Below are 24,868 nucleotides of genomic sequence, written 5' to 3' on the forward strand. Positions count from 1 at the left end.
TGACGGCCCCCGGTGGGACTACCCGCCGGGGGCTTTGTCGTGCTGGCCGAACCATTGACAAAAAAGGTTTGAACGTTCAAGGTTGTTTTTGCGATGAGAGACGTCATCTACCTGGACCGGATGGAGCAGGCCGAGGTCCTGCTCAAGCCGCAGCGCGTTGAGGTGCTGCGGCAGTTGGCTGCGCCGCGTTCGTGCACCGAGGTGGCCGAGGTGCTCGAGCAGACGCCGCAGCGGGTGCATTACCACGTGAAGCAGCTGGTCAAGGTCGGGTTGGTGGACCAGGTGGCCGAGCGCAAGGTGCGTGGGGTGCACGAGGGGCTCTACCAGGCGGTGGCGCGGTCGTACTGGCTGTCGCCCCGGTTGGTGGGGCGGATCGGGGCCAAGGACGAGCTGGTGTTGGGGCACCTCGTGGATCTGGCCGAGCAGGTGCAGGCGGACATCGCGGAGCTGGACCGGGATGTGGAGCTGCCGTCGGTCGGGGTGTCCGGGGAGATTCGGGTGCGGCCGGAGGAGCGGCAGCGGTTCCTGGCCGAGTTGCAGACGACGTTGCAGGACCTGTTCACCCGTTACGGCGGGGCGGAGGGTGATGCGTTTCGGGTTGCCCTGGCCTGCTATCCGAAGGGAGACATGCGATGAGCACGGGAGTTGTGCGCGTTCGGGCGCGGGCGTCGGTCGAGCGGGTGTGGGAGGCGCTGACCAACGCGGACGAGTTGCGCGTGTGGTTGGCGGAGCTCGCGGAAGTTGATGTGCGGCAGGGGGTTTTCGAGTTCTGGGGGCGGTTCACGCCGGAGGGGGAGCGTGGGCGGCAGAAGTTGCTGGAGGTCGGCGAGCGCTCGGTGAAGTTCTCGTGGTTCTTGCACGGCAAGGACTACACGGTTGAGCTGAGCGTGGGGACCAGGGACGGGGAGACCGTTGTCGCTGCCTCCCAGTCGCCGTACCCGGCGTGGGGTGAGGGGATCGAGGACGAGACGCACGCGGGGGTCGTGCAGACGTTCTGGCCGTTGGTGCTGGGGAACCTGGTCGAGCACGTCGAAGGGCGGCCCGTGTTCGGGCTGTGTGACTTCTCGACGCCGGAGCAGCGGTTCGAGGTGGACATCGCGGCGCCGGCTGCCGCGGTGATCGACGCGTTGACCGACGTGGAGAAGTTCCAGCGGTGGTTCGGGGCGCGGGCGTCGATCGAGCCGTTCGTCGGTGGGCGGTGGGCGATGGGGAGCTTCGAGGAGGAGCCGAACCCCGGGAAGGTCGTCGCGCTCGACGAGAGCCGGTTCGCGATCGAGTTCCCGGACGGGATGGTGTCGTCGTGGGAGCTCGCGGAGTCGGGTGGGAGGACGCACCTGACGTTCGTGCAGAGCGGGTTCGACCTGGGGACGCCGCCGTACGGGTCGTGGATGGGATGGCTCAGCGGGTTCGTCGACATGCGCAGGATGCTGGAGATCGCCGACTGGAAGCCGATGTGGCACTCGATGGAGATGCCCGGGCTGCCTGAAGGTGCCCTCGTCCTCGAATGATCGGGTGTGAAACGGCGGGTGAGAGCTAGATCATCCGGCTCTCACCCGTTTGCGCATGGCTTTGTCCGGTGGGACATCGATAGTTTGACGCACGTGCTGCAGGAGACCCGTGTTGCGTTCGCCGCGCTCGTGATCGCGTTCTCGGTGGCGGTGTCGATCGTGTTCGGCTAGGGCCTGTGTCGAGGTCCATGTTCGCGATAGCCGGGTCTGAGGCGCCTCCAGGAACCACCTCAGGCCCGACTCTCATCGAACGGGACCTCGACACAGGCCCTAGAGCCACGCCGTGATCAGGCCGGGTGAGGCGCACAGGAAGCTGAACCTGGCGAACCGGCCGACCAGGCCGGTGGCCACGAACATCACCGTGGACATCCCGGCCAGGCCGGCGAGGATGCTCGTCGCCATGAACGGCGGCAGGCCGACCAGTGCGCTCACCGCGTGGGTGCCCGCCATCCAGTTCGGGTGCGCCTTGCACTTCACGTGGATCCAGTCGCCCCAGCGGTGCATGCGCGTGCCCTCGCCGAACCAGCGCTGCGTGAGCGACGGCTTGGCGCGTTCCTTCTTCTTGCGGTGCAACCACTTCGGCAGCTGGATGTCGCCGCGCGCCGCGTAGAAGTACAGCAGCTTGCCCAGCACCTGGCCGACCGCCACGACCAGGCCTACGACCCAGAACGGGACCCCCGGCCAGCGCGCGCCGAGGCCCACCACCCACGCTTCGACACTGATGAAGGGGAGGATCGCGGAGCCGAGCGCGACCCCGAAGGTGAGGCCAACCAAGCCGAACACCCGGCCGAGGCTACACAGTTCTCAGGCGTCGAGTCGGACAGCGAGGGGACCGGACATCCTGACCTCGCGCAACGGCCGCCCCCCGGCGTCCAGGGTGCGTACCATGCCGTCACCCGTCCAGCCCAGTCGCTCGTAGAAGTTCCGCGAGGCCTTGTCGGCTTCCGGGACCCAGGCGATTCCCCTTGTGGCACCGGCGTTCACCAGCTCACGGCAGGCTTGCGCGACGAGCCGGGTGCCGTGGCCCCGGCGGCCCCAGCGGGGTTCGGTCAAGACGCTGATGAGCGCGGTGGTGGCGGCGTCTTCCGGCAGGGAGCCGTCCGCGTTGGCCACCTCCTCGTCCGGCGCTTTGCTCGCGACAACGAACCCAACCGTCCACTCGCCCTCGGTCGCCACGAGCACGGCGCCACTGTGGACCGCGAGCGACCACGCCTCATCCGTGTCGAGGGTGCTCAGCACTTCCTCTGGCAACAGTTGCGCGTACGCGAGGCGCCAGGTTTCGCGGTGGATGCGGATGATCTCCGGAACGTCGTTCGCGGTGGCGGTGTGCACGCCGGCGTCGGCCATTGCCGCACCTTATCGGCCGTTGCTCCGGGAATTGTCAGGGGTGCGTGGCAGCATCGGTGGGGTGCAGAGGATGAGTGCGGACGTCGCCCGCAGGATCGCCCTGGGTGCGCAGGGCTTCACCGACGTGCGGCCGGCGGTGGCCACGCGCAGGCACCTGCAACGGGTGCTGTCGCGGGTGCAGCTGTTGCAGATCGACTCGGTGAACGTGGCGGTGCGCGCCCACTACATGCCCCTGTTCTCGCGCTTGGGGGCGTATGAGTCCGTGCTGCTCGACGACGCGGCGTGGACGCACTCGTCGCGCAAGCCGCGGATGCTGGTGGAGACGTGGGCGCACGAGGCGTCGCTGGTGCCGGTCGCGGACTGGCCGCTGTTCCACTCCGGCGCGAAGAAACGCGGTTGGTGGCAGAACTACCAGACGTTGGTGGAGCGCTCGCCCCAGCTCGTCGACGAGGTGCTGGCGGCGGTCAAGGAGCTCGGCCCGATCGGTGCGGGCGCGCTGGAGAAGGCGCTGATGGGCGAGCGGGGCCGGGCGAAGGGCCCGTGGTGGGACTGGTCGGAGGTCAAGCGGATCTGCGAGGTGCTGTTCGGCGTCGGCGTGCTGACGACGGGCACGCGCCGCGGCTTCGAACGCCTCTACGACCTCACCGAGCGCGTCATCCCGGCGGACGTGCTGGCCCAGCGGTGGACACCGGACGAGGGCGCGCGCGAACTGGTCACGCGAGCGGCCGTGGCGCTGGGCGTCGCCACCGAGCCGGACCTGCGCGACTACTACCGCCTCGACCCGCGCCGCTCGCAGGCGGCGGTGGCGTCGCTGGCGCAGGACGGCGTGCTGGAACCGGTGTCGGTCGACGGCTGGCGCGGCCCCGCCTACCGGCACGTCGACGCGAAGGCCCCGCGCCGGGTCACCGGGCGGGCGCTGCTGTGCCCGTTCGACCCGCTGATCTGGGAGCGGGCCAGGACCGAGCGGATCTTCGGCTTCCGGTACCGCATCGAGATCTACGTGCCGGAGCCGCGGCGGGTGCACGGCTACTACGTGTTCCCGTTCCTGCTGGACGGCGAGCTGGTGGCACGCGTGGACATCAAGGCGGACCGGGCGGCGGGGGTGCTGCGGGTGCAGTCGGCGTTCGCGGAGGCCGGGGTGGACCGGCCGCGGGTGGCGGTGGAGCTGGCGGCGGAGCTGGCGCACATGGCGGAGTGGCTGGGGCTGGAGGACGTGCTGGTGGTGCCGAAGGGGGATCTGGCGGGAGAGCTGGCGGCGGCGCACGCGTCGGGTGGTGGGTGAGGCAGGGCGGTAGCGGTGGCGTGTGTGTTGGGTAGTGGGTGAGGCGGGGCTGGCGGTGGGCGTGTGCGTCGGGTGAGGCGGGCGAGCAGGCGGCGGCGGCGTGTGCGTGGAGTGGCGGGAGGCGGGCTGGAGCGGGGCGTGCGTCGAGTGGCCGGTGAGGCGGGGAGCTGGTGGCGGGACGTGCGTCGGAGTGGCCGGTGAGGTGGGAGGAGCGAAACGTGCGGGTCGTGGGCGGTGTGCTCGGTTGCGGCGTTGTAGCGGTAGCGGGTGTGCGTGGCCCGCGTTTCCTCATTCACGGGCGTCCAGTGGTGGGTGATCCGGCCGTGAATGAGACGACTGCGGGGGACGGATCAGGACACGGTTCACCTGACTGGGTGAAAGCCAGGCGTCCGGGCGATGCGGACGGGAAGGAGTGATCGCGGCCACGGCGGGAGACGCGCCTCGGACAAGTATTGGATGACAGATGTTGAAATCTGTCAGTCCAAGGTGCATAGTCGAACTCATCCACAGATGAGGAGTTCGTCATGCAGAAGCGTCAGCTCGGCAACACCGGCCCGGTCGTGTCCGCCATCGGGTTGGGCTGCATGGGCATGTCCAACGCGTACGGCCCGGCCGACCGGGACGAGAGCATCGCGACGATCCACGCCGCGATGGACGCCGAGGTCACGTTGCTCGACACCGGTGACTTCTACGGTCAGGGCCACAACGAGCTGCTGATCCGCGAGGCGATCAAGGGGCGGCGGGACGAGGTGCAGCTCAGCGTGAAGTTCGGGGGCATGCGGGACCGGGCCGGCGCGTTCATCGGGTTCGACACGCGTCCGGCGGCGGTGGCCAACTTCCTGGCGTACTCGCTGGAGCGGCTGGGCACGGACTACGTCGACGTCTACCGGCCGGCGCGGCTCGACCCGAGCGTGCCGATCGAGGAGACGGTCGGTGCGATCGCCGAGCAGGTCGAGAAGGGCTGGGTGCGGCACATCGGGCTGTCGGAGGTGGGGGCGGAGACGCTCAGGAGGGCGCACGCGGTGCACCCGATCGTCGACCTGCAGATCGAGTACGGCCTGCTCAGCAGGGGCATCGAGGCGGAGATCCTGCCGACCGCGCAGGAGCTCGGCGTCGGCATCACGGCGTACGGCGTGCTGTCGCGCGGGCTCATCTCGGCCACGCCCGCGAGGGAGTTCCCGGCCGACGACTACCGCAGCCACACCCCGCGGTTCCAGGGCGACAACCTGGCCCACAACCTCGGGCTGGTCGAGACGCTCAACGGCATCGCCGCGAGCAAGGGCGTCACCGTCGCGCAGCTCGCGATCGCGTGGGCCGGGCGCGTGGAGAACGTGGTGCCGCTCGTCGGCACGACCAAGCGTGCGAGGCTGAGCGAGGCGATCGGTGCGCTCGACGTCGAGTTCACCGAGCAGGAACTGCGGGAGATCGACGCCGTTGTTCCGGTGGGGGCCGCGGCGGGCACGCGGTACGCCGCCGAGCAGATGGCGATGCTGGACAGCGAGAGGTGAGCGAAGTGGCGGAGGTGTTGACCGGGGAGGCGATCCTCGTGGCGACCGAAGAGGTCCTGCGCAGGTACGGGCCGGCCAAGGCGACGGTGGTCGACGTCGCCAAGGCGCTCGGGGTCAGCCACGGCAGCGTCTACCGCCACTTCCCGACCAAGGCCGCGTTGCGCGAGGCCGTGACGCGGCGCTGGCTCGACGTGGTGCACGCCGAGTTCGAGGCCATCGTCGAGCAGGAGGGCACCGCGGCGGAGCGGTTGCGGGTGTGGCTGCAGGCGTTGTTCGACAAGAAGCGCCGCTCGCACCTCGAGGAACCGGAGCTGTTCGAGAACTTCCAGGTGCTGGTCAAGGAAAGCGCGAGCATTCCCGAGTACCACGTCCGGCACATGGTGGGGATCCTCACGCGCATCATCCGCGCGGGAGTGGAAACCCAGGAGTTCGTGACGGACGACGTCGACGTGACGGCGCAGGCGGTGTGGGACGCGACGGACAAGTTCCACCACCCGTCGCACGCCCGGGAGTGGGGGAATCCTCACATCCAGGCCGAGTTCGACGCGGTCGTCTCCCTGGTCGTCGCTGGACTGCGGTACAACCGAAGTCCAAGTGCCACAGGCGATGCTTGAGGGTCACGGAGGTGAACGGTGCCGCCTGACGAGTGGATCGACCTGCTGGGAGCGCCCGAGCGGCGTCCTGACCCGGTTGACTGGGACGCGGTCAAAGCACGCCTGGGCACACCGTTGCCGACCGACTACGTGCACCTGGCGGAGGCGTATCCCCCGCTCATCGTCGGCGGGTACGTCCGCATCCTGCACCCCACGGCGCGCGCCGGGTTCATGAACTGGATGTCGCAGGCGCCCAAGGCTCTGCGGGCGGTGCGGCGCCAGCCGGGCCTGCGCGCGCACCCGGAACGGCCGGGGCTGCTGCCCTGGGGCACGACGCTGGGCGGCGACCACTGCCTCTGGTACACCGGCGGCGAACCGGACGAGTGGACCGTCGTGATCACCGACCTGCGCCAGAGCTGGTCCTACGACGGCAACTTCTCCACGTTCATCAGGAAGTTCCTGACCGCGGAGCTGCGGTGCCCGATCTTCCCGGACGACGTCCCCGGCGGCTCCAAACCGTTCCAGGAGCCGTAGGGACGCCGTCCGGGCTCATCCGACCCCCGGTCAGCTGGTGGCGGCGGTGACGAGAGCGGAGCCGCTGCCGGTGCGGCCGGTGATCGTCAGCGCGGCGTCGCCCAGAGGCACGTCGGAGACGTCGAGGTCGCTGCGGGCACCGCCGGACGTGGACACGAGGTCGATCTTGGCGAGGGTGCCGGAACGGATGCCGACGCGGATGTTGCCGGAGCCGGTGCCGAGCTGGATCTCGCCGGCGGCGGCGTCGGCCACGGTCAGGTCGCCGCTGCCGGTGCGCACCATGACGTCACCCTGCACCGCGCCCAGCCACACGTCGCCGGTGCCGGTGATGAGGACGGCGTTGTCGCCCACCGACGACACCTCCACGTCACCGCTGCCGGTCTTGGCCTTGAGCCGCGCGAGCATCGTGCCGAGGCGGACCGTGCCGGAGCCCGAGTTCACCTTGGCCTCGCCGGTCGCGCGGTCCACGTTGACGTTGCCGGTGCCCGTGTTCAGGTCCACCCGGCCTGCCTCGCCCGTCACCGACACGTCGGCGGCACCGGTCTTGGACTGCACGTGAGACCCCGCCGGCGCCGTCACGACGACCGACAACGGCACCGCGCGCAACGGCAGCGCCTTCGACGACTCGATGCGCAGGCGGTTGCCCAGCAGCTCCACGCGGGCCTCCCGCACGGCGTCCTCCGGCCCGGCCGGCGCGGCGCCGCCCTTGTCGGGACCGAACTGGCCGCTGACCCAGCTCAGCACGCTGGACAGGCCCTCGGTCCAGGTGTTGCCGGCGGCCGGGTCGTGCCGCACCTCGACGTGCACACCCGGCTCGTTGACCAGCTGCACCTGCACCCGGCCGCTGAGCAGCGAGATGTCGATCTCCGCGACTCCCGCGAACTCGAAGCTCTGGTGGCGCACCACGCCTGACGGTTCACTCGACGGTTCGGTCATCCCGCTCACCCCTGCACCCATCCGCGGACGCGTGACCCGGCCTGGGCACCGCTCGATCCGCTCCACCCCTTGTGCTGCTGCTTCCAGTGCTCCCGGTGCTTGCCGTGGACGGCCCCGCCGACGGCCTGCTGGATGAACGAGTTCAGCGACACGCCCTGAGCGGCTGCCGCCTGCTCGGCCTTCGCCTTGAGCTCGTTGATCATCCGCAGGGTGATGCGGCTGATGTCACCGGTGGCGTCACCGGTGCCCCAGCTCGGCGGCGCGTCCTGCTGCGGGCCGGACTCCTGCTCGGGAGCCGAGCCGGTGACGACCACCTGGACGTCCCGGCCGGCCAGCCGGACCTCGACCACCTGGCCTTCCAGCGAGGCGGTGACCTCGGCGGCCAGGTCGGACAGTGCGTTCATGATTGCCAGTCGCGCGGCTGGTTCGAGCGCTGCGGACAACGCGGCGGCCGTTCGACGGGTGTTCTCGTCCCCCGCAGATGCGGCCGTCGCCAGGTCCTCGCGCAGTGACGCGATGTACGGCGACAGATCCATGACACCACTATGACGTCACCCGCGACATCGTGCAACCACCACCTGATGTCAGGGCTAGTGTCGGAGTCATGCCGAGAGTGCGTTTGGTGGCGAAAACCGAGTTCATCCCGCCGGACGACGTGCCGTGGTCGACCGACGCGGACGGCGGCGCGGCGCTCGTCGAGTTCGCCGGCCGGGCCTGTTACCAGTCCTGGGACCGCTCCAACCCCATGACGAACACGAACGCGACGTTCCTGCACCACCTGCTCGACGTCGGGCACCTGGCGGCGTTCGAGCACGGCAGCGCCTCGCTCTACCTCACCGAACTGCCGCGCTCGCTCACCCACGAGCTCATCCGGCACCGGCACTTCTCGTACTCGCAGCTCTCCCAGCGCACCGACCCGACCGACGTCGTCGAGCCGTCGCTGATCGCCGAGGACCCCGAGCTGCACGCGCGGTTCGTCGCGGCCACCGAGGCGAGCCTGAAGGCCTACGAGGACCTGGTGGCCAGCCTGGAGCAGAGGGTCAACGGCCGGCGCGCCCGGCAGATCGCCAGGTCGGTGCTGCCGAACGCGACCGGCACCGAGATCGTCGTGACGGGCAACTACCGCTCGTGGCGGCACTTCATCGCGATGCGCGCGACCGAGCACATCAACGTCGAACTGCGCGAACTGGCCGTGGCGTGCCTGCGCGAGCTGACGAAGGCGGCGCCCAACGCGTTCGCGGACTTCGTCATCTCGACACTCCCGGACGGCACAGAAGTTGCTTCGAGCCCGCTGGTGGTTGAAGGCTGACGCCCATGAAGCGGCTCATCGTGGACGTCCGGCCGGGCGAGTACACCGTCACCCGCCTGGCGTCCGACGCACAGCTCCCCGCCGGGCTGCTCGACCTGACCGACGTCCTGGTGTCCGTGACCAGGACGCCCGCCGAGGTGTCGGTCATCGCGCCGTCGTCGTTCGCGGTGCCCGCGGACACCGCCGAGACGGGCTGGCGGCTGCTCACCGTGCGCGGTCCGCTGGAGTTCACGCTCACCGGCATCATGGCCGCGCTCGCGGGTGAACTGGCCGCGGCGGGCGTCTCGCTGTTCGCGTTGTCCACCTACGACACCGACCACCTGCTGGTGAAGCACACCGACCTGGAACGGGCCGTGGCGGCGTTGCGTGCCGCAGGTCACGAACTGGTGGTAGCACCGGAAGCCTAGGAACCGATCACCTGTTCGGCGGGTCTGAAGTACCGTCAACGCCCCCCGGCTCCGTTCCCTAGGAGATGCACGTTGCACGGACAGGCTGTGGAACCGCGGATCATCGCGGGCAGATACGCCCTGATGGCCGAGCTCGGCCGCGGTGGCATGGGCATCGTGTGGCGCGCACAGGACCGTCACATCGGGCGTTTCGTCGCCATCAAGGAACTGCACCTGCCGGACGGCATCGCGCACGAGGAACGCCGTGTGCTCGAAGAGCGCGCTCTGCGTGAGGCACGCACGGCCGGGAAGTTGAACGACCCCGGCATCGTGACCGTCTACGACGCGATCAACGAGAACGGCACGACGTACATCATCATGGAGCTGGTCGAGGCGGCCACGCTCTCGACGTTGATCAGCGCGCACGGCCCGATGCCGCCGAACCAGGTCGTGTCGATCGCGCTGCAGGCGTTGACGGCGCTGGAGACCGCGCACCAGGCGAAGATCGTGCACCGTGACGTCAAGCCCGGCAACCTGATGGTCCGCCCGGACGGCAAGCTCAAGCTCACCGACTTCGGCATCGCCCAGGCCGTCGACGACCCGCGCCTCACGACCAGCGGCAGCCTCATCGGCTCGCCCGCCTACATGGCGCCGGAACGCATCCACGGCCACGAGGCCGGCCCCGCGTCCGACCTGTGGGCGCTCGGCGCGACCCTCTGCTACGCCGTCGAGGGCTGGAGCCCGTTCGAGCGCTCCTCCACCGCCTCGACGCTGCACGCGATCATGAGCGAGACCCCGCGGCTGACCCGCGCCACCGGCGTGCTGAGCGCCGTGATCACCGGTCTGCTGATCGCCGACCCGAACGCCCGGCTGTCCGGCCCGCAGGCCCGCGCGATGCTCTCCAGCATCGGCAACCAGCCCACGCCGCCCACCGGCATCCCGCCGGCCGCGACCCAGCAGTACCAGCAGAACACGGTCGCCGTCGACCCCGCGAAGAAGAAGCGCACGCGCATCATCGCGTTGGTCGCCGCCGCGGCCATCGCCGTCGCGGCGTTCGTCGGCGGTATCTACGCACACAGCTGGTTCACCTCTCCCACGGGCGGCAGCACCAGCGCGATGACCTACGGCGAGGGCGGCGAGGTGCCGGTCTTCGCCCTGTACGAGAACTACTGCGGCGTCGGCGAGGTCGCGCCCACCAAGCAGCTCGACTCCGACGCCCGCGAGGAGTGCGACAAGCCGCACGACTTCGAGGTGTTCGACGCGATCGACCTGCTCCCGCCCTCGTCGAACCTGCCCGACGCCGCATATCCGGGCGTGGAGACGCTGAAGAACGTCGGCGTCCCGCGCTGCCAGCTCATGCTCGACTCGCAGTGGATCAAGGACGGCTCGAAGCTGAAGATGTCCGTGCTGGTGCCCTCCCAGTCGGCCTGGGAGAAGGACAAGAGCGGCAGCGCCCAGCGCAAGATCTTCTGCGTCGCCGGCAACAAGGACGGCAGCAAGCTCGACGGCACCATCAGCGCGAAGAAGGACAACTAAGTGAAACGACGGGTCATCTCGCTCCTGCTCGCACTCGGCTGCACGGCCGGTCTGACCGCGTGCACGAACAACGAGGACAAGTTCGTCTCCGAGCTCAAGGCCGCCGGGTTCACCAACCCCGGCGAGCCCAGCACGGAGAAGGAGAAGAAGTCCAAGAAGGTCGGCAAGCGCACGGTCAAGTCCTCCGAGAAGACCATCGAGGTCGTGGTCAGGGTCAAGGGCTGCGACCTGGAGTTCGCGAAGATCTCCGGCCAGTCCGGCTACTGGCTCGACGAGCTGCACGTCAACGGCCAGGAACCGGAGTGGCCGAACTACCCGGAGAACCTCAACCGCGAGCAGACGATCGCCCTGCTGGCCGGCAGCTCCACCAAGCCGGACGGGTTCACCAGCTGCTACAAGCCGAACGAGGCGTGAGATGGGTCTGGCTCGTTCCGAACGCAAGGCGCTCGTCGAGCTCATGACCGAGCTCGGCCCGGAGGCGCCGACCCTGTGCAGCCCCTGGCTGACCAGGGACCTCGCCGCCCACCTCGCCATCCGCGAACGCCGCCCGGACACCGCACCGGGCATCTTGGTGCCGGCGTTCGCCAAGTGGACCGAGAAGGTCCAGGACGACTACGCGCACAAGGCGTGGAGCGAGCTGCTCGACCTCGTGCGCACGCCGCCGTTCTGGATCCAGCCGGTCGACGAGCTGATCAACGCGGGCGAGTACTTCGTGCACCACGAGGACGTGCGCCGCGCACAACCCGACTGGGAGCCACGGCCGTACGACGCCTCTCGCGAACGCACGCTGTGGAAGCTGCTGCCGATCACCGCGCGCATGACCTACCGCTCATCGCCCGTCGGGGTGACGTTGGTGCGCCCCGACGGTGACCACGTGGTGGCGAAGCAGGGCGCGAACGGCGTGGTGATCACGGGTGAGGTGACCGAGCTGGTCATGCTCGCGTTCGGGCGGGACCAGGTCCGGGTGGAATACAGCGGCGATCCCGATGCCGTGGCACGGGTGCGGTCGTTGAACCGAAGTGTGTGACCTCGGGTAACGTTCCGCGCATGTCCGGAAGCCCGTACGCTGCGCCGAACCGCCCGTTCGGCCGCGTTCTCACCGCCATGGTCACGCCCTTCGACGCGCGTGGCGAGGTCGACCTCGCCAAGGCCCAGGAGCTGGCGAAACACCTGGTGGACCTGGGCAACGACGGGCTGGTCGTGAACGGGACGACGGGGGAGAGCCCCACCACGACCGACCGGGAGAAGGCCGCGCTCATCACGGCGGTCGTCGAGGCCGTGGGCGACCGGGCGAGCGTGGTGGCGGGTGCGGGCACCTACGACACGGCGCACAGCATCCACCTCGTGCAGCAGGCCGAGAAGGCGGGCGCGCACGGGGCGCTGGTGGTGACGCCGTACTACTCGCGGCCACCGCAGGAGGGGCTGCTGGCGCACTTCACGGCCGTGGCCGACGCCTCGGACCTGCCGGTCATGCTCTACGACATCCCGCCCCGCGCGGTGGTGCCGATCGAGGTCGACACGATCCTGCGGCTCGCCGAGCACCCGCGGATCCTCGCCGTGAAGGACGCCAAGGGCGACCTGCACGCGGGCAGCCGGGTGCTCGCGAACACCGACCTCGCCTACTACTCGGGCGACGACCCGCTAAACCTGCCGTGGCTCGCCGTGGGCGCGGTCGGGTTCGTGAGCGTCATCGGCCACCTCGCCGCGGACCGGCTGCGGGACATGGCCGACGCCTACGAGGGCGGCGACGTGGCCAGGGCGAGGGAGATCCACGAGTCGCTGCTGCCGCTGCTGCGACCGTTCCGCCGGGTTCCCGGCGTCACTTATACGAAGGCTGCGCTGCGCCTGCGCGGACTGGACGTGGGCGACCCGCGTCTGCCGCTCGTGCCGGCCGCCGCAGAAGACATCGAGGCCATCGCGGCCGAACTGGGAGTCAACGCGTGACCCAATCGACCGAACTGCCGCCCGCACTGCCGGAAGGCGGCCTCCGCGTCGTCGCTCTCGGCGGAATTGGCGAGATCGGCCGCAACATGACCGTCTTCGAGCACGCCGGCCGGCTGCTCGTGGTCGACTGCGGCGTTCTGTTCCCCGAGGACGACCAGCCGGGCGTGGACCTGATCCTGCCCGACTTCCGCGCCATCGAAGATCGTCTCGACGACATCGATGCGATCGTCCTGACGCACGGCCACGAGGACCACATCGGTGCCGTGCCGTTCCTGCTGAAGCTGCGCCCCGACGTGCCCGTGGTCGGATCCCGCTTCACGCTGGCGCTGCTCGCCGCCAAGTGCAAGGAGCACCGCCAGAACCCCCGGCTGGTCGAGGTGAAGGAAGGCGAACGCCGCTCGTACGGGCCGTTCGAGCTGGAGTTCTTCGCCGTCAACCACTCGATCCCGGACGCGCTGGCCGTCGCCATCCGCACCGCCGCGGGCCTGGTGCTGCACACCGGCGACATCAAGCTCGACCAGCTGCCGCTCGACGGCCGCCTCACCGACCTGGCCGGTTTCTCCCGGCTCGGCGACGAGGGCGTGGACCTGTTCCTCGTCGACTCGACCAACGCCGAGGTGCCCGGCTTCGTGGTGCCCGAGCGAGAGATCGGCCCGGTGCTGGAGAACGTGATCCGCAAGGCCGACCAGCGGGTCATCGTCGCCTGCTTCGCCTCGCACGTGCACCGCGTCCAGCAGGTCCTCGACGTGGCCGTGCAGTACAAGCGCAAGGTCGCGTTCGTGGGCCGCTCGATGGTCCGCAACATGGGCATCGCGTCCGAGCTGGGCTTCCTGAAGGTGCCGGACGGGTTGTTCGTCGACCTCGACGTCGCGATGCGGATGGACGAGAACGAGGTCCTGTTCGTGTCGACGGGGTCGCAGGGCGAGCCGCTGTCGGCGTTGTCGCGCATGGCCCGAGGCGAGCACCGGCAGATCTCGATCCGCGAGGGCGACACGGTGATCCTCGCGTCGTCGCTGATCCCCGGCAACGAGAACGCGGTCTTCAACGTCGTCAATGGCCTGGCGAAGCTCGGCGCGACCGTCGTGCACCAGGGCAACGCCAAGGTCCACGTCTCCGGCCACTCGCCGGCCGGTGAGCTGCTGTTCCTCTACAACGCCGTGCGTCCGTCGAACGTGATGCCGGTGCACGGCGAGTGGCGGCACCTGCGCGCGAACGCGGCGCTGGCCGTGGCGACCGGTGTCGCCGAGGACCACGTCGTGATCGCCGAGGACGGTGTCGTCGTGGACCTCATCGACGGCAAGGCCGCTGTGTCCGGCCGTGTCGTCGTGGGTCACGTGTACGTCGACGGCCTGTCCGTGGGCGACGTCGGCGAGTCGACGCTGTCCGACCGCCTGGTGCTGGGCGAGGGCGGGTTCATCTCGATCTCGGTCGCCATCGACACCGCGACCGGCCGCCCGGTGACGGCGCCGACGATCTCCGGACGCGGCTTCTCCGACGACCCCAAGGCACTCGACCAGGTCGTGCCGCTGGTGGAGATGGAGCTGGCGCGCACCGAGGCCGAGGGCATCACCGACACGCACCGGGTCGCCCAGGCCGTGCGCCGCGTCGTCGGCCGCTGGGTCGCGGAGACCTACCGGCGCCGGCCGATGATCGTGCCGACGGTCATCCCCGTCTGATCCGCTGACCGGGTCGTTCGTGACCCCACTGTGATCTGCGTCCCTCTCGTCCGCTAAGGTCTGATCCCAAGACCTTGGACGAGGGGGACGCCCATGGCCGACAGTCCTGTGTTCAACCCACCCGGCAAAGCCGACATCTACCTGCCGCCGATCTTCACCTGGCGGGACCCGTTCGGACTGCCGTACACCCTCGAGATCACCAAGCCGATGGTCCTGCTGGTGCTCTCGGTCATGATCATCATGGTGTTCTTCCTGGCCACCACGAAGAACCTCAAGCTCGTGCCGTCGCGCTGGCAGTTCGCCGCCGAGTCCGTCTACGACTTCGGGCGCAACAACATCGCCCGGGAGCAGATCGGCGCGAAGGAGTTCGCGCCGTACGTGCCGCTGATCGTCAGCATCTTCTGCTTCGTGCTGGTGAACAACCTCTACGGGCTGGTGCCGCTGGTCCAGTTCCCGACCATGACCCACTTCGGGTTCCCGGTGGCGGTGGCGTTGCTCATCGTCTTCCCGCTCTACCACTTCGTGGGCATCAGGAAGTTCGGGCTGCGCGGCTACCTGCGCAACCAGTTCGTCATCCCGGGCGTGCCGAAGCCGGTGCTGTGGGGCCTGCTGATCCCGACCGAGGTCATCCTCAAGTTCTTCTTCGACCCGGTGAACCTCGCGATCCGGGTGTTCGCGGCGATGTTCGCGGGCCACCTGCTGCTGCTCGTGTTCACGCTCGGCGGCGAGTTCCTGTTGCTGCAGAGCAACATCTGGCTCAAGCCGGTGTCGGTGCTCGGGTTCGGGATCGCCATCGCGATCTTCTTCCTGGAGGCGTTGATCCAGGTGCTGCAGGCCTACATCTTCGCGACGCTGTCAGCGCACTACATCGGCCGCGCGCTCGCCGAGCACCACTGAGCGTCAGGGGCGCTGGCACACCAGGTGCAGCGACTCCTCGGGCATGGCGCCGGGGTAGGACGGGGTGAACACCGGCCGGCTCCGGCGCACGACGCGCAGGCCGACGTTGCCGAGGTGCTCCTCGAACTTCTCCTCGGAGAACGAGGACACCTCGATCTCCTGGCCCATCCAGGGCAGCGTCACCTTCTCGACGTCGATCGACACGGTGGCCAGGAAGAAGTGACCGCCGGGCCGCAGCCACGTCGAAACGCGGCCGAGGGTGTCGATGATCTCGGCCTGCGACATCTGCAGCAACGAGAAGACGGCGCAGATCACGTCCCAGGAACCGGCGGGGGACTCGAAGTCCCGGATGTCGATCTTGTGGAACGTGGCGTCGGGGACCTGCTCGGTGGCGAGGTCGACCATGACGGGGGAGACGTCGATGCCCGTGACCCTCATGCCGGCCTTGGCGAGCGTGCGGGCGACCGGCACACCGGTGCCGCAGCCGATGTCGAGCACGCGCGACCCGGCGGGCTGGGTCGCGGCGAACCAGGCGAGGGTGCCGTGCAGTGCCGGTTGGTGCGACCAGGCCCGTTGGTACTCCAGGCCCAGCGTGTCGAAAACCTCAGCCGCGTTCATTGCCGCCCCCTCATTTCGGCCCAATCCACCTGATGTGAAGTGTGGAGAAGCCCTCTGCACGGACTCTGGATGGCCTCTGGACGAAATCTGACGGTAGGTTGCTAGGTGACTGCGGACAGCGATGAAGTGAGACACAGGGTGCAGAACGAGTTGCGCGTCAGCCTGCTGGGCGCGCTCGCGGCAACGGTGGACGGCCAGGAGCTCACCCTCGGACCACCGAGGCAGCGTGCGGTGCTGGCGGTGCTCGCGTTGCGCGCCAACCACGTCGTGTCCCGCAGCGAGCTGATCGACGCGGTCTGGGGCGACGAGCCGCCGGCCAGTGCGGACAACGGCATCCACACCTACGTGGCCGGGCTGCGACGCCTGTTCGAGCCGGACCGGGCCTCGCGCGCGCCGAGCTCGGTGCTGCTCTCCACCGACGCCGGCTACCTGCTGCGGCTGCCGCCCGAGGCGAGCGACGTGGCGATGTTCCGCACCCATCTGGACGAGGCCGGTCGATTACGCCGAGAGCCCGCGGCCGCCATCAGTGCGTTCGACGCCGCTTTGGGGCTCTGGCACGGCATCGCACTCGAGGGCGTGCCAGGTCCGTTCGCCGCGGTGGAGCGCGCGCGCCTGGCCGAACTGCGGCTCACGGCCGTGGAACAGCGTGCGGCACTGATGCTGTCCGTCGGACGTGAGGCGGAGGTGGCGGCGGAGCTGACGACGTTGGTCAGCGCGCATCCGCTGCGCGAAAGGCTGCACGGCCTGCTGATGTCCGCGTTGTACCGCAGCGGCAGGCAAGCCGAGGCGCTCGCGGTCTACACGGACCTGCGCCGGCTGCTGATCGAGGAGCTCGGCATCGAGCCCGGCCCTGAACTGCGCCAGCTGCACGAAGAACTGCTCGTCGGCCGGCACGAGCCGCACCCGGAGCCCGCCGCGCCCGTGCTGGTGCCGGTCCAGCTGCCGCACGAGATCCGCGACTTCACCGGCCGCGCCAAGGAGCTCGCGAAGCTCGCCGAGGTCGTGCCGCACGACCACTCCCCGGCGCTCGTCGCGATCACCGGCACCGGCGGCGTCGGCAAGACCGCGCTGGCCGTCCGGTTCGCCCACCAGGTCGCCGCGCGCTTCCCCGACGGCCAGCTGCACGTAGACCTGCGCGGTTTCGACGCCTCCGCGCCGCCCCTGCAACCCGCCGCCGCGCTGCACCAGCTGCTGCAAAGCCTCGGCGTGCCGGCCGAACGCATCCCCGAAGACCTGCCCGCGAAGTCCGCGCTGTACCGCAGCGTGCTGGCGGGCAAGCGAGTCCTGGTGCTGCTCGACAACGCGCGCCTGGCCGAACAGGTCCGCCCGCTGCTGCCCGGCCGTTCCTCGTCGATGGTGCTCGTGACCTCGCGCAACCACCTCGGCGGCCTCGTGGCCCGCGACGGCGCCCACTCGGTGACCCTCTCCACCCTGACCCGCGACGAGGCCCTGTCCCTGCTGACCTCCGCCGTCGGCTCCGACCGCGTCGCCGCCGAACCCGCCGCGGCCGCCCGCCTCGTCGAGCTCTGCGGCCACCTGCCACTCGCCGTGCGCATCGCCGCCGAACGCGTGGTCATGCGCCCCCACCTCACCCTCGCCGACCTGGCCGGCGACCTCGCCGACGAACGCGACCGCCTGAACGTCCTCGCGACCGGCGACGACGAGGACACCGCCGTCCGCGCCGCGTTCTCGTGGTCCTACCTGTCCCTGAAACCCGACGCCGCCCGGATGTTCCGCCTCATCGGCCTGCACCCCGGCGCCGAGATCAGCCTGGGCGCCGCCGCGGCACTGGCCGGCCTGCCCGCCTCCCGCGCACGCGCGCTGCTGGACGTGCTGGCAGGCGGCCACATGCTGGAGGAGATCGCCCGCGGCCGCTTCCGCCTGCACGACCTGCTCCGCCTGTACGCCACCGAGCTCAGCGCCACCGAGGAGTCAGCCGACGGCCGCTCCGACGCCGTGACCCGCCTGCTGCAGTGGTACTGCGACACCGCGAACGCCGCCGGCCTCGTCATCGCCCCACCCGACCACCCGGCGTTCCTGCTCCCCCCTCTGTCCACACAGGACTTCACCTCGCACGACGACGCCTTCGGCTGGTGCCGCACGGAGTCCGCGAACCTCCTCGCCATCACCCGGCTCGCCGAGGACGCGCACTCCTCCACCGCCTGGCAGATCCCCGTCGCACTCTGGAACTACTTCATCGTCTCCAGCGCACTCGACGAGTGGACCCGCGCCTACCGCGTGGCCGAACGCGCCGCCGCCATCGACGGCAACCAGGCCGCCCGCGCGTGGGCGGTCCACGGCCAGGGCCTCGCCGCCTACCGCGGCCAGCGCTTCGCCGACGCCCTCGAGCTCTTCGACCGCGCCCTCGCGATCCGCCGCGCCATCGACGACCACGTGGGTGCCGCGTGGAGCCTCACCGGTCTCGGCATGGCGTACGGCGGCCTGCGCCAGTTCGACCTGGCCGTCGACCGGTTCAGCGAGGCACTCGACCAGCACGCCGCGGTGGGTTCGTGGTTCGGGGAGGGAGGCACCCGGCTGTTCCTGAGCGACATCCTCCGGTCGGCGGGCCAGTTCGAGTCGTCGCTCGCCTCGGCCCGGATCGCGTTCGAGCTGATGGACTCGCACGGAGCCGTGCACGCCAAGGCGATGGCGTTGGTGAGCATCGGCTGGGCGCAGCTGAAGCTCGGTTCGCGGCTGGAGTCGCGTGACTCGTTCCGGGACGCGCTGGCTTTCCTGCGGGTGTTGGGGGATCGCAAGAGTCTCGCGGAGGCGTTGCACGGGTTGGGGGAGGCGAGCTTCGGGCAGCCCGAGGTCGCGCGCACGCACCTGTTGGAAGCGTTGACGATCTATGAGGACTACGACCATCCGTTGACGGCGGAGGTTCGGGCTCGGTTGCACGAGTTGGCCTAGGGCTGGGTTGCGGTGCCGGGGGTGTCGGCACCGGCGGTCGTGGGGTGAAGAGGTGGCTGGTCCGCGCGTTTCCTCATTCGCAGGCGGGTGGGAGTCGGGATCAGGACGGTTCGAGGCGACCCGGTGGTGGGCGAGCGGGGCGGAAGAGGTGCTGTCACGCCCAACCAGACGCGGGGCGGGACGGTTCAGGACAAGAGTCACTCGATCGAGTGAGCGCCCAGGCGCGGGGGCGGGTCGGGGAGATCCCTGATGCGTAGCGCGGCAACATGTAGGCAAGCTACCTGTCATGGCGAAGCGCGCGAGGACGTTGGTGGTGTGGCTGCACGTCGTGACGTCGGTCGGCTGGCTCAGCCAGGCCGTGGCGTTGCTGGCGTTGATCCTGTACGGGCTGAACACCGGGGATGACAGCGCCTTCAGGATGGCGCGGGTGCTGGACCACCAGGTGCTGGCCTTCATGGGGGCGGCCAGTGCGTTCACCGGCATGATGCTCAGCGCCACGACGCCGTGGGGGTACTTCCGGCACTGGTGGGTGGCGGCGAAGTTCATGATCACGACCGGGCAGCTCTACGTGGGGATCTTCATCCTCAGCGACAACCTGGAGGCGGCGGCGCACGGGCACGTCACGCCGTGGTTGCCCGTGGGGACGGCGTGCATGATCAGTGCGTTCGCGTTACAGACGTGGCTCAGCGTCGCGAAGCCCTGGGGGCGCACGCCGTGGGCGGATCCGAAGATCAAGCTGCCCACGGCGAGCACCAAGGCGTTCGTGCTGGCGTTGGTCGTGCCGGCGGCCGATCTTGTGATCGGGATCTGCACGAGCAGTCCGGCGCCGTTCCTGATGCTGGTGACCGTGGTCGCCTACGCGATCAGGCGGGCCGCCAAGGGGAGACGCCTGTGGTCGGGCGGGTCGGGTCGTGGAAGCGGGGGACGTCCGGCTCGTCGAGGCGCAGCGGCACCAAGCCCTCGGTGATCGCGCGCATGATGCGTTCGTGGGCGCGGCGGGCGTCGCCCATCGTGTCGGCGGACAGGTCGCCGAGCTCGACGGGCTTGCCGAAGTGGACCTTGAAGGTCGGGCGCTTGCGGACGGCGGAGAACCACGACGTCAGGTACGGGAGGAGGTCCCTCCAGCCGCCCACGCGGAGGTTGCCCCAGTACACGGCCTCGTGCGCGCCCCACTGGCTGATGGGGATCACCGGGATGTCGCCGCCCAACGCCATGCGCGCCACGCCGGTCTTGCCGCGCTCCGGCCACATGCCGGGGTCCAGGGTGATCTTGCCCTCGGGGTAGACGGCGATCGGGTCGCCGCCCTTCTGCAACGCCTCCACCGCGCGGTGCATGGCCTCACCGGCGTTCGCCGAGGCGCGGTCGACGCGCAGGTGGCCGCACGCCTTCAGGGCCGGGCCCATGACCGGGGCGTCGAGCAGGCCGCCGGCGAGCATGAAGCGCGGGTTGACGCCGACCTTGCGGCACGCGGCGATCAGCACCATCGGGTCGAGGTTGCCGATGTGGTTGGACGCGAGCAGCAACGGCTTGCCGAGCAGCTCGGGTGGAATGTCGCCGGAGACCTCGAGCTTCCCGGTCAGCGCGATGAGGCCCTGGTCGATCGCCATGAGCACGCGCCAGAAAAGCGGTGTGGACACGCCGGGCAGCGTACGGCGTGTCGGGACGTCTTCGTGCCCGATCAGGTGAACCATGGGGTTTCGCACGCGTCCCAGTTGCGAACGAGGCTGGTGAGACGCAAGGGACTACCTTATACACATGGCCGGGCGTACAGGGACTTCGAGAAAGACCACGTCACGCGGCAAAGCACCAGCGAAGCCGCGGGCGCGATCCACCGCGTCCAGAAAGCCCGCTCCACGCAAGAGCGGTGGCGCTGTCAGTGCCGTGTGGGGCGGGGTCGGGCGTGGCGTCGGCAGTGTCGTGCGCACGGTGAGCCGCACCAAGGACCTCGATCCCGAACATCGTCGTGATGGTCTCGGGCTGCTGCTGATCGCGCTCGCGTTCGTGACGGGTGCCGGTGTGTGGTGGCAGGCCGGCGGGCCCGTCGGCAAGTGGGTGGACGTCGCGGTGCGCAGCTCCGTCGGGTTCCCGGCGGTGATCGTGCCGGTCGTGCTGCTGACCATCGGCGTGACGTTGATGCGCACGGACCCCCAGCCCGACGCACGGCCGCGGCACATCATCGGCTCGTTGCTGATGATGATCGGCGTGCTCGGCATGTTCCACCTCATCGGCGGCCTGCCGATGGAGCCGGTCGAACGCCGTGACGCCGGTGGTGCCCTCGGATACCTGGCCGGCGGGTTCCTGGCGCAGGGCCTGACGTCGTGGGTCGCGGGGCCGCTGCTGTTCCTGATCTTCGCCTACGGCCTGCTGGTCGTCACGCACACGCCGATCCGCCAGGCGCCGGAACGCATCAGGTCGCTGCTGCACCCCCGGCAGAAGACCGACGTGTTCGCCGACGGCGAGGAAGAGCTCGAGGAGGAGCCGAAGCCGGTCAAGCTGCGGCGGCCCTCGCGGCGACGCCAGGCCGCCGCGCCCGTGGAGGAGGAGCCGCAGGCCGAGCTGCCGCTGGAGGAACCGGAACCGGAACCGGCGCCGAAGCCCGCGCCGAGGGAGAAGAAGGCCGCTGCCGCCGCTCCCGAGATGGCGGTGCGCGCCGTCGAGGGCGACTACCAGCTGCCGCCGCCGAACATCCTCAAGGATGGCGACGCGCCCAAGGCCCGCAGCAAGGCCAACGACCAGATGATCGAGGCCATCACCGGGGTGCTGGACCAGTTCTCGATCGACGCCCAGGTCACCGGCTTCACCCGCGGCCCGACGGTCACGCGCTACGAGGTCGAGCTCGGCCCCGGTGTGAAGGTCGAGAAGATCACCGCGCTGACCAAGAACATCGCCTACGCGGTCGCCACCGACAACGTCCGGCTGCTCGCACCGATCCCCGGCAAGTCCGCGGTCGGCATCGAGGTGCCGAACAGCGACCGCGAGATGGTGCGCCTCGGTGACGTGCTGCGCGCGTCGTCGACGGTGAAGGACACGCACCCGATGGTGATCGGCCTCGGCAAGGACATCGAGGGCCACATGGTCACCGCGAACCTGACGAAGATGCCGCACCTGCTCGTCGCGGGCTCCACGGGTTCCGGCAAGTCGTCGTTCGTCAACTCGATGCTGGTCTCGCTGCTGGCACGCGCGACGCCCGACGAGGTCAGGATGATCCTGATCGACCCGAAGATGGTCGAGCTGACGCCGTACGAGGGCATCCCGCACCTGATCACCCCGATCATCACGCAGCCGAAGAAGGCGGCGGCGGCGCTCGCGTGGCTGGTCGAGGAGATGGAGCAGCGCTACCAGGACATGCAGGTCAACCGGGTGCGCCACATCGACGACTTCAACCGCAAGGTGAAGTCCGGCGAGATCGCCGCGCCGCCCGGATCGGAACGGGTGTACCGCCCGTACCCGTACATCATGGCGATCGTCGACGAGCTCGCCGACCTGATGATGACGGCGCCGCGCGACGTGGAAGACGCCATCGTGCGCATCACGCAGAAGGCGCGTGCGGCGGGCATCCACCTGGTGCTGGCGACGCAGCGCCCGTCGGTCGACGTCGTGACCGGCCTGATCAAGACGAACGTGCCGTCGCGGCTGGCGTTCGCCACGTCGTCGCTGACGGACTCGCGGGTCATCCTGGACCAGCCCGGCGCCGAGAAGCTGATCGGCATGGGCGACGGGCTCTACCTGCCGATGGGCGCGGGCAAGCCGGTGCGCATCCAGGGCGCGTTCGTGGGCGACGAAGAGATCTCCCAGATCGTCGACTTCACGAAGAACCAGGCGCAGCCCGAGTACACCGACGGCGTCACGGCGGCCAAGGCGGGCGAGAAGAAGGAGATCGACGCCGACATCGGCGACGACCTGGAGCTGCTCGTCCAGGCCACGGAGCTGATCGTGACGTCGCAGTTCGGCTCGACGTCGATGCTGCAGCGCAAGCTGCGCGTCGGGTTCGCCAAGGCGGGCCGGCTCATGGACCTCCTGGAGACTCGCGGGGTGGTCGGGCCGTCCGAGGGGTCGAAGGCGCGTGAGGTGCTGATCAAGCCGGACGAGCTGGAGTCGGTGATCTACCTGATGCGCGGCGGCGGGCCGGTCGAGGACGAGTAGCGGGATCGGCGGGCTGGTCGAGCGGCGTGCGGGGCGCGGCTCGGTGGTCTGGCACGACATGGTTCCCCCCGGAAACGGATCGACGCAGGGCGCCCGGTCTGGGCACCTGCGTCGAACGTACTCAGGGGGTCTGACAGTTCTGAGCGACCTACTTCAGGCCCGCCTGCTGCAGCGTCGCGGCCGTCGACGAGCCGCTGCCACCGAACTGGCGGACGGCGGCGTAGTACACGTCGGCGGTGCGGTTGCAGGCCCAGTTGCCGGCGCAGATGCCGTACATGTCGGACTTGAAGCGGTCGTCGATGCGCAGCCGGTTCGCATCGCTGAAGCGCGACTGCCGCTTGAAGTTGCGGTAGCCGAAGTCGTGACGGTGGCAGGCGGGCAGGAACCTGAAGCCGAAGGGGTTGTCCGGCGAGTAGGAGCAGCCGTCGGAGGACCAGTCGAGCTGGGCCGCGTAGGGCTGTTCCGCGCGCAGTGTTGTGAACTGGCCGACTGTCTTCGTGAAGACGTAGTCGTCGGTCACCGCGACGATGTCCACGGCCTGGGCCGGGGCGCCGGTGAAGACCAGGGCGACGGATGCGGCGGCACCCACGAATGCCGAGCGCAGGGTGTTCGACATGGCGAGCTCCTCTGATTGTGATCAGGGTCTCGCCCAGTTGTAGCGGGTGGTCGAGTGTCCTCGGTAGACACGATCTGATGAACGTCAGGTGATCATGTGCCCGCAGGCGAGGTGTCGCAGGCGGTCGGACGGCCTCGGCAACAGCTGCGGCGCTGCCGTCCCGCCTTTATGTCCACATCGGACAGATTGGGTGGCGCGGGATGCAGCTGTGCCGCCACGCCGGGTCAGCGACCAGGTTCATCGTCGTCCCCCCTGCGCAGGAAGTTCTCGATCTCCTGCTCGCTCGGCAGGTCGCCGGCCGGGTCGACGATGTTCTCGGCGATCGGCGGCAACGGCTGCTCGGCCCACGCGGGCTGGAAGTCGTCGCTGGGCAGCAGCCCGTGCCGGGACGCGAACTCCTCCGCCGCGTCCCTGATCGACTCCCGCAGCGTGCCGACGACCGCGGTCTCGGCCGTGAACGTCAGCTCGACCAGCAGCGAGCGGACGTTCTCCAGCTGGTTGTCGTCACCGGCCTTGCGGGCCAGCTCCGGCCAGAACCGCTGCTCGAACAACCGCACGAAGTCCGCCGCGATCGCGTCCGTGGCCGTGCGCAACCGCGTGAAGCTGTCCATCACGTCGTCGCTGGGCACCCTCAGCCCGGCGAGCCTGCCACCGGCTTCGAGGGCCCACCTACGCGCGTGCGGCCAGCCGTACTTCCAGCGGACGAGACCCAGCCGCATTGCCCGGAGGAGGAGACGCGGCTGGACCTCACCCATGGGCACGAGGTGCTTGATGTCGCGCACCTTGATCCGCACCCAGTCGTCCGGTCCTTCGGTTTCACCCATGCCGAGGACCGTCGCGACGCTTTCGCCCTTCTCGCGCGCGGTGATGAGCTCAGCGATCGCGGGCAGCGAGAACCCCCGCTGCTGCAACCGCTGCACCAACGTCAGCCGTTCGACGTGCGAGGCGTCGTAGTACGCCACGCGCCCCTGCCGTCTCGGCGCGTGCAGCACACCCTTCGTCTGGTACATCCGAATGGTGCTGCTGGGCAGCGCGACACGGGCGGCGAGTTCGTCGATGGTGAGCGATTCGGGCACGGGTCCGATCCTCGCGCCAGCGCGTTCGTCGAGTCAACACTGTTCGAGT

25 protein-coding genes are annotated in these 24,868 nt (G+C 69.6%); 17 read left to right on the forward strand and 8 right to left on the reverse strand.

Features of this window, described 5'->3' with window-relative positions; translation table 11 throughout:
- Positions 1–93: 93 nt before the first annotated feature.
- Both BBK82_RS22630 and BBK82_RS22635 read left to right on the forward strand, forming a co-directional pair.
- Positions 94–636: a winged helix-turn-helix domain-containing protein gene (locus BBK82_RS22630; protein ID WP_065916789.1), complete on the forward strand. Its 543-nt coding sequence runs from the start codon at positions 94–96 to the stop codon at positions 634–636.
- A complete protein-coding gene (locus BBK82_RS22635; protein WP_065916790.1) occupies positions 633–1,508 on the forward strand; it encodes an SRPBCC family protein in 876 nt (291 codons plus the stop codon). Before BBK82_RS22630 ends, BBK82_RS22635 begins: the two co-directional genes overlap by 4 nt.
- A gap of 270 nt (positions 1,509–1,778) precedes the next feature.
- On the opposite strand, the gene BBK82_RS22640 is transcribed toward BBK82_RS22635, so the two are convergent.
- Together BBK82_RS22640 and BBK82_RS22645 are read right to left on the reverse strand one after the other, a co-directional pair.
- On the reverse strand, positions 1,779–2,291 hold the full coding sequence (locus tag BBK82_RS22640; protein WP_065916791.1) for a YqaA family protein: 513 nt from the start codon (positions 2,289–2,291) through the stop codon (positions 1,779–1,781).
- A gap of 21 nt (positions 2,292–2,312) precedes the next feature.
- Positions 2,313–2,855, reverse strand: a complete 543-nt coding sequence (locus BBK82_RS22645) for a GNAT family N-acetyltransferase (RefSeq protein WP_065916792.1) — start codon at positions 2,853–2,855, stop codon at positions 2,313–2,315.
- Positions 2,856–2,925: 70 nt separating this feature from the next.
- On the opposite strand from BBK82_RS22645, the gene BBK82_RS22650 reads away from it, so the two are divergent.
- The 4 genes from BBK82_RS22650 to BBK82_RS22665 all read left to right on the forward strand — a co-directional run bounded on the left by BBK82_RS22650 (position 2,926) and on the right by BBK82_RS22665 (position 6,772).
- On the forward strand, positions 2,926–4,137 hold the full coding sequence (locus BBK82_RS22650) for a winged helix-turn-helix domain-containing protein (RefSeq protein WP_083268849.1): 1,212 nt from the start codon (positions 2,926–2,928) through the stop codon (positions 4,135–4,137).
- Positions 4,138–4,661: 524 nt separating this feature from the next.
- Complete coding sequence (locus tag BBK82_RS22655; protein WP_065916793.1) at positions 4,662–5,645, forward strand: aldo/keto reductase; 984 nt, start codon at positions 4,662–4,664, stop codon at positions 5,643–5,645.
- Between the two features lie 5 nt (positions 5,646–5,650).
- Positions 5,651–6,259, forward strand: coding sequence for a TetR/AcrR family transcriptional regulator (locus tag BBK82_RS22660; protein WP_218920650.1), 609 nt, complete (start codon positions 5,651–5,653; stop codon positions 6,257–6,259).
- An 18-nt stretch (positions 6,260–6,277) separates the two neighbouring features.
- A complete protein-coding gene (locus BBK82_RS22665) occupies positions 6,278–6,772 on the forward strand; it encodes a hypothetical protein (RefSeq protein WP_065916795.1) in 495 nt (164 codons plus the stop codon).
- Between the two features lie 30 nt (positions 6,773–6,802).
- Here BBK82_RS22665 and BBK82_RS22670 read toward each other — a convergent pair whose 3' ends face one another.
- Positions 6,803–7,708 (reverse strand): DUF4097 family beta strand repeat-containing protein, encoded by a 906-nt coding sequence (locus tag BBK82_RS22670; protein ID WP_065916796.1) that lies wholly within the window; start codon positions 7,706–7,708, stop codon positions 6,803–6,805.
- A 5-nt stretch (positions 7,709–7,713) separates the two neighbouring features.
- Entirely contained in the window at positions 7,714–8,244 is a 531-nt protein-coding gene (locus BBK82_RS22675; protein ID WP_065916797.1) for a toxin-antitoxin system HicB family antitoxin, read from the reverse strand.
- 68 nt (positions 8,245–8,312) lie between these two features.
- Here BBK82_RS22675 and thyX point away from each other — a divergent pair, with 68 nt between their 5' ends.
- The 8 genes from thyX to atpB all read left to right on the forward strand — a co-directional run bounded on the left by thyX (position 8,313) and on the right by atpB (position 15,456).
- Complete coding sequence (gene thyX, locus BBK82_RS22680; protein ID WP_065916798.1) at positions 8,313–9,017, forward strand: FAD-dependent thymidylate synthase; 705 nt, start codon at positions 8,313–8,315, stop codon at positions 9,015–9,017.
- A gap of 5 nt (positions 9,018–9,022) precedes the next feature.
- Positions 9,023–9,424 carry an ACT domain-containing protein gene (locus BBK82_RS22685; protein ID WP_065916799.1) on the forward strand — a complete coding sequence of 134 codons (402 nt, stop codon included), beginning with the start codon at positions 9,023–9,025 and terminating at the stop codon, positions 9,422–9,424.
- Positions 9,425–9,496: 72 nt separating this feature from the next.
- A complete protein-coding gene (locus BBK82_RS22690; protein WP_237048319.1) occupies positions 9,497–10,939 on the forward strand; it encodes a serine/threonine-protein kinase in 1,443 nt (480 codons plus the stop codon).
- A complete protein-coding gene (locus BBK82_RS22695; protein ID WP_065916801.1) occupies positions 10,940–11,353 on the forward strand; it encodes a hypothetical protein in 414 nt (137 codons plus the stop codon).
- Between the two features lies 1 nt (position 11,354).
- Complete coding sequence (locus BBK82_RS22700; protein WP_065916802.1) at positions 11,355–11,966, forward strand: TIGR03085 family metal-binding protein; 612 nt, start codon at positions 11,355–11,357, stop codon at positions 11,964–11,966.
- 20 nt (positions 11,967–11,986) lie between these two features.
- Positions 11,987–12,883 (forward strand): 4-hydroxy-tetrahydrodipicolinate synthase, encoded by an 897-nt coding sequence (gene dapA / locus BBK82_RS22705; RefSeq protein WP_065916803.1) that lies wholly within the window; start codon positions 11,987–11,989, stop codon positions 12,881–12,883.
- Positions 12,880–14,559 (forward strand): ribonuclease J, encoded by a 1,680-nt coding sequence (locus tag BBK82_RS22710; RefSeq protein ID WP_065916804.1) that lies wholly within the window; start codon positions 12,880–12,882, stop codon positions 14,557–14,559. Before dapA ends, BBK82_RS22710 begins: the two co-directional genes overlap by 4 nt.
- A 93-nt stretch (positions 14,560–14,652) precedes the next feature.
- A complete protein-coding gene (gene atpB / locus BBK82_RS22715; protein WP_065916805.1) occupies positions 14,653–15,456 on the forward strand; it encodes a F0F1 ATP synthase subunit A in 804 nt (267 codons plus the stop codon).
- A 3-nt stretch (positions 15,457–15,459) separates the two neighbouring features.
- On the opposite strand, the gene BBK82_RS22720 is transcribed toward atpB, so the two are convergent.
- Positions 15,460–16,074: a class I SAM-dependent methyltransferase gene (locus BBK82_RS22720; protein ID WP_065916806.1), complete on the reverse strand. Its 615-nt coding sequence runs from the start codon at positions 16,072–16,074 to the stop codon at positions 15,460–15,462.
- A 138-nt stretch (positions 16,075–16,212) separates the two neighbouring features.
- On the opposite strand from BBK82_RS22720, the gene BBK82_RS22725 reads away from it, so the two are divergent.
- Together BBK82_RS22725 and BBK82_RS22730 are read left to right on the forward strand one after the other, a co-directional pair.
- A complete protein-coding gene (locus tag BBK82_RS22725) occupies positions 16,213–18,984 on the forward strand; it encodes an AfsR/SARP family transcriptional regulator (RefSeq protein WP_170067952.1) in 2,772 nt (923 codons plus the stop codon).
- Positions 18,985–19,270: 286 nt separating this feature from the next.
- Positions 19,271–19,951, forward strand: a complete 681-nt coding sequence (locus tag BBK82_RS22730) for a hypothetical protein (RefSeq protein WP_065916807.1) — start codon at positions 19,271–19,273, stop codon at positions 19,949–19,951.
- Here BBK82_RS22730 and BBK82_RS22735 read toward each other — a convergent pair.
- Entirely contained in the window at positions 19,848–20,675 is an 828-nt protein-coding gene (locus tag BBK82_RS22735) for a lysophospholipid acyltransferase family protein (protein ID WP_083268091.1), read from the reverse strand. The genes BBK82_RS22730 and BBK82_RS22735 overlap by 104 nt on opposite strands.
- Positions 20,676–20,739: 64 nt before the next feature.
- Here BBK82_RS22735 and BBK82_RS22740 point away from each other — a divergent pair, with 64 nt between their 5' ends.
- The gene (locus BBK82_RS22740; protein ID WP_065916808.1) at positions 20,740–23,127 is read left to right on the forward strand and encodes an FtsK/SpoIIIE family DNA translocase; all 2,388 of its coding nucleotides are present in this window, start codon (positions 20,740–20,742) and stop codon (positions 23,125–23,127) included.
- Positions 23,128–23,275: 148 nt separating this feature from the next.
- On the opposite strand, the gene BBK82_RS22745 is transcribed toward BBK82_RS22740, so the two are convergent.
- Positions 23,276–23,743, reverse strand: coding sequence for a phospholipase (locus tag BBK82_RS22745; protein WP_065916809.1), 468 nt, complete (start codon positions 23,741–23,743; stop codon positions 23,276–23,278).
- A 224-nt stretch (positions 23,744–23,967) separates the two neighbouring features.
- A complete protein-coding gene (locus tag BBK82_RS22750; protein ID WP_237048321.1) occupies positions 23,968–24,819 on the reverse strand; it encodes a MerR family transcriptional regulator in 852 nt (283 codons plus the stop codon).
- Positions 24,820–24,868: the final 49 nt, after the last annotated feature.

It is taken from the genome of Lentzea guizhouensis, assembly GCF_001701025.1.
Lineage (GTDB): Bacteria > Actinomycetota > Actinomycetes > Mycobacteriales > Pseudonocardiaceae > Lentzea > Lentzea guizhouensis.

Coding starts and splice junctions, on each gene's coding strand:
- BBK82_RS22630 (WP_065916789.1), top strand. CDS start 94: ATGAGAGACGTCATCTACCTGGACCGGATGGAGCAGGCCGAGGTCCTG.
- BBK82_RS22635 (WP_065916790.1), top strand. CDS start 633: ATGAGCACGGGAGTTGTGCGCGTTCGGGCGCGGGCGTCGGTCGAGCGG.
- BBK82_RS22645 (WP_065916792.1), bottom strand. CDS start 2,855: ATGGCCGACGCCGGCGTGCACACCGCCACCGCGAACGACGTTCCGGAG.
- BBK82_RS22650 (WP_083268849.1), top strand. CDS start 2,926: ATGAGTGCGGACGTCGCCCGCAGGATCGCCCTGGGTGCGCAGGGCTTC.
- BBK82_RS22655 (WP_065916793.1), top strand. CDS start 4,662: ATGCAGAAGCGTCAGCTCGGCAACACCGGCCCGGTCGTGTCCGCCATC.
- BBK82_RS22670 (WP_065916796.1), bottom strand. CDS start 7,708: ATGACCGAACCGTCGAGTGAACCGTCAGGCGTGGTGCGCCACCAGAGC.
- BBK82_RS22675 (WP_065916797.1), bottom strand. CDS start 8,244: ATGGATCTGTCGCCGTACATCGCGTCACTGCGCGAGGACCTGGCGACG.
- thyX (WP_065916798.1), top strand. CDS start 8,313: ATGCCGAGAGTGCGTTTGGTGGCGAAAACCGAGTTCATCCCGCCGGAC.
- BBK82_RS22685 (WP_065916799.1), top strand. CDS start 9,023: ATGAAGCGGCTCATCGTGGACGTCCGGCCGGGCGAGTACACCGTCACC.
- BBK82_RS22700 (WP_065916802.1), top strand. CDS start 11,355: ATGGGTCTGGCTCGTTCCGAACGCAAGGCGCTCGTCGAGCTCATGACC.
- dapA (WP_065916803.1), top strand. CDS start 11,987: ATGTCCGGAAGCCCGTACGCTGCGCCGAACCGCCCGTTCGGCCGCGTT.
- atpB (WP_065916805.1), top strand. CDS start 14,653: ATGGCCGACAGTCCTGTGTTCAACCCACCCGGCAAAGCCGACATCTAC.
- BBK82_RS22720 (WP_065916806.1), bottom strand. CDS start 16,074: ATGAACGCGGCTGAGGTTTTCGACACGCTGGGCCTGGAGTACCAACGG.
- BBK82_RS22730 (WP_065916807.1), top strand. CDS start 19,271: ATGGCGAAGCGCGCGAGGACGTTGGTGGTGTGGCTGCACGTCGTGACG.
- BBK82_RS22735 (WP_083268091.1), bottom strand. CDS start 20,675: ATGGTTCACCTGATCGGGCACGAAGACGTCCCGACACGCCGTACGCTG.
- BBK82_RS22740 (WP_065916808.1), top strand. CDS start 20,740: ATGGCCGGGCGTACAGGGACTTCGAGAAAGACCACGTCACGCGGCAAA.
- BBK82_RS22745 (WP_065916809.1), bottom strand. CDS start 23,743: ATGTCGAACACCCTGCGCTCGGCATTCGTGGGTGCCGCCGCATCCGTC.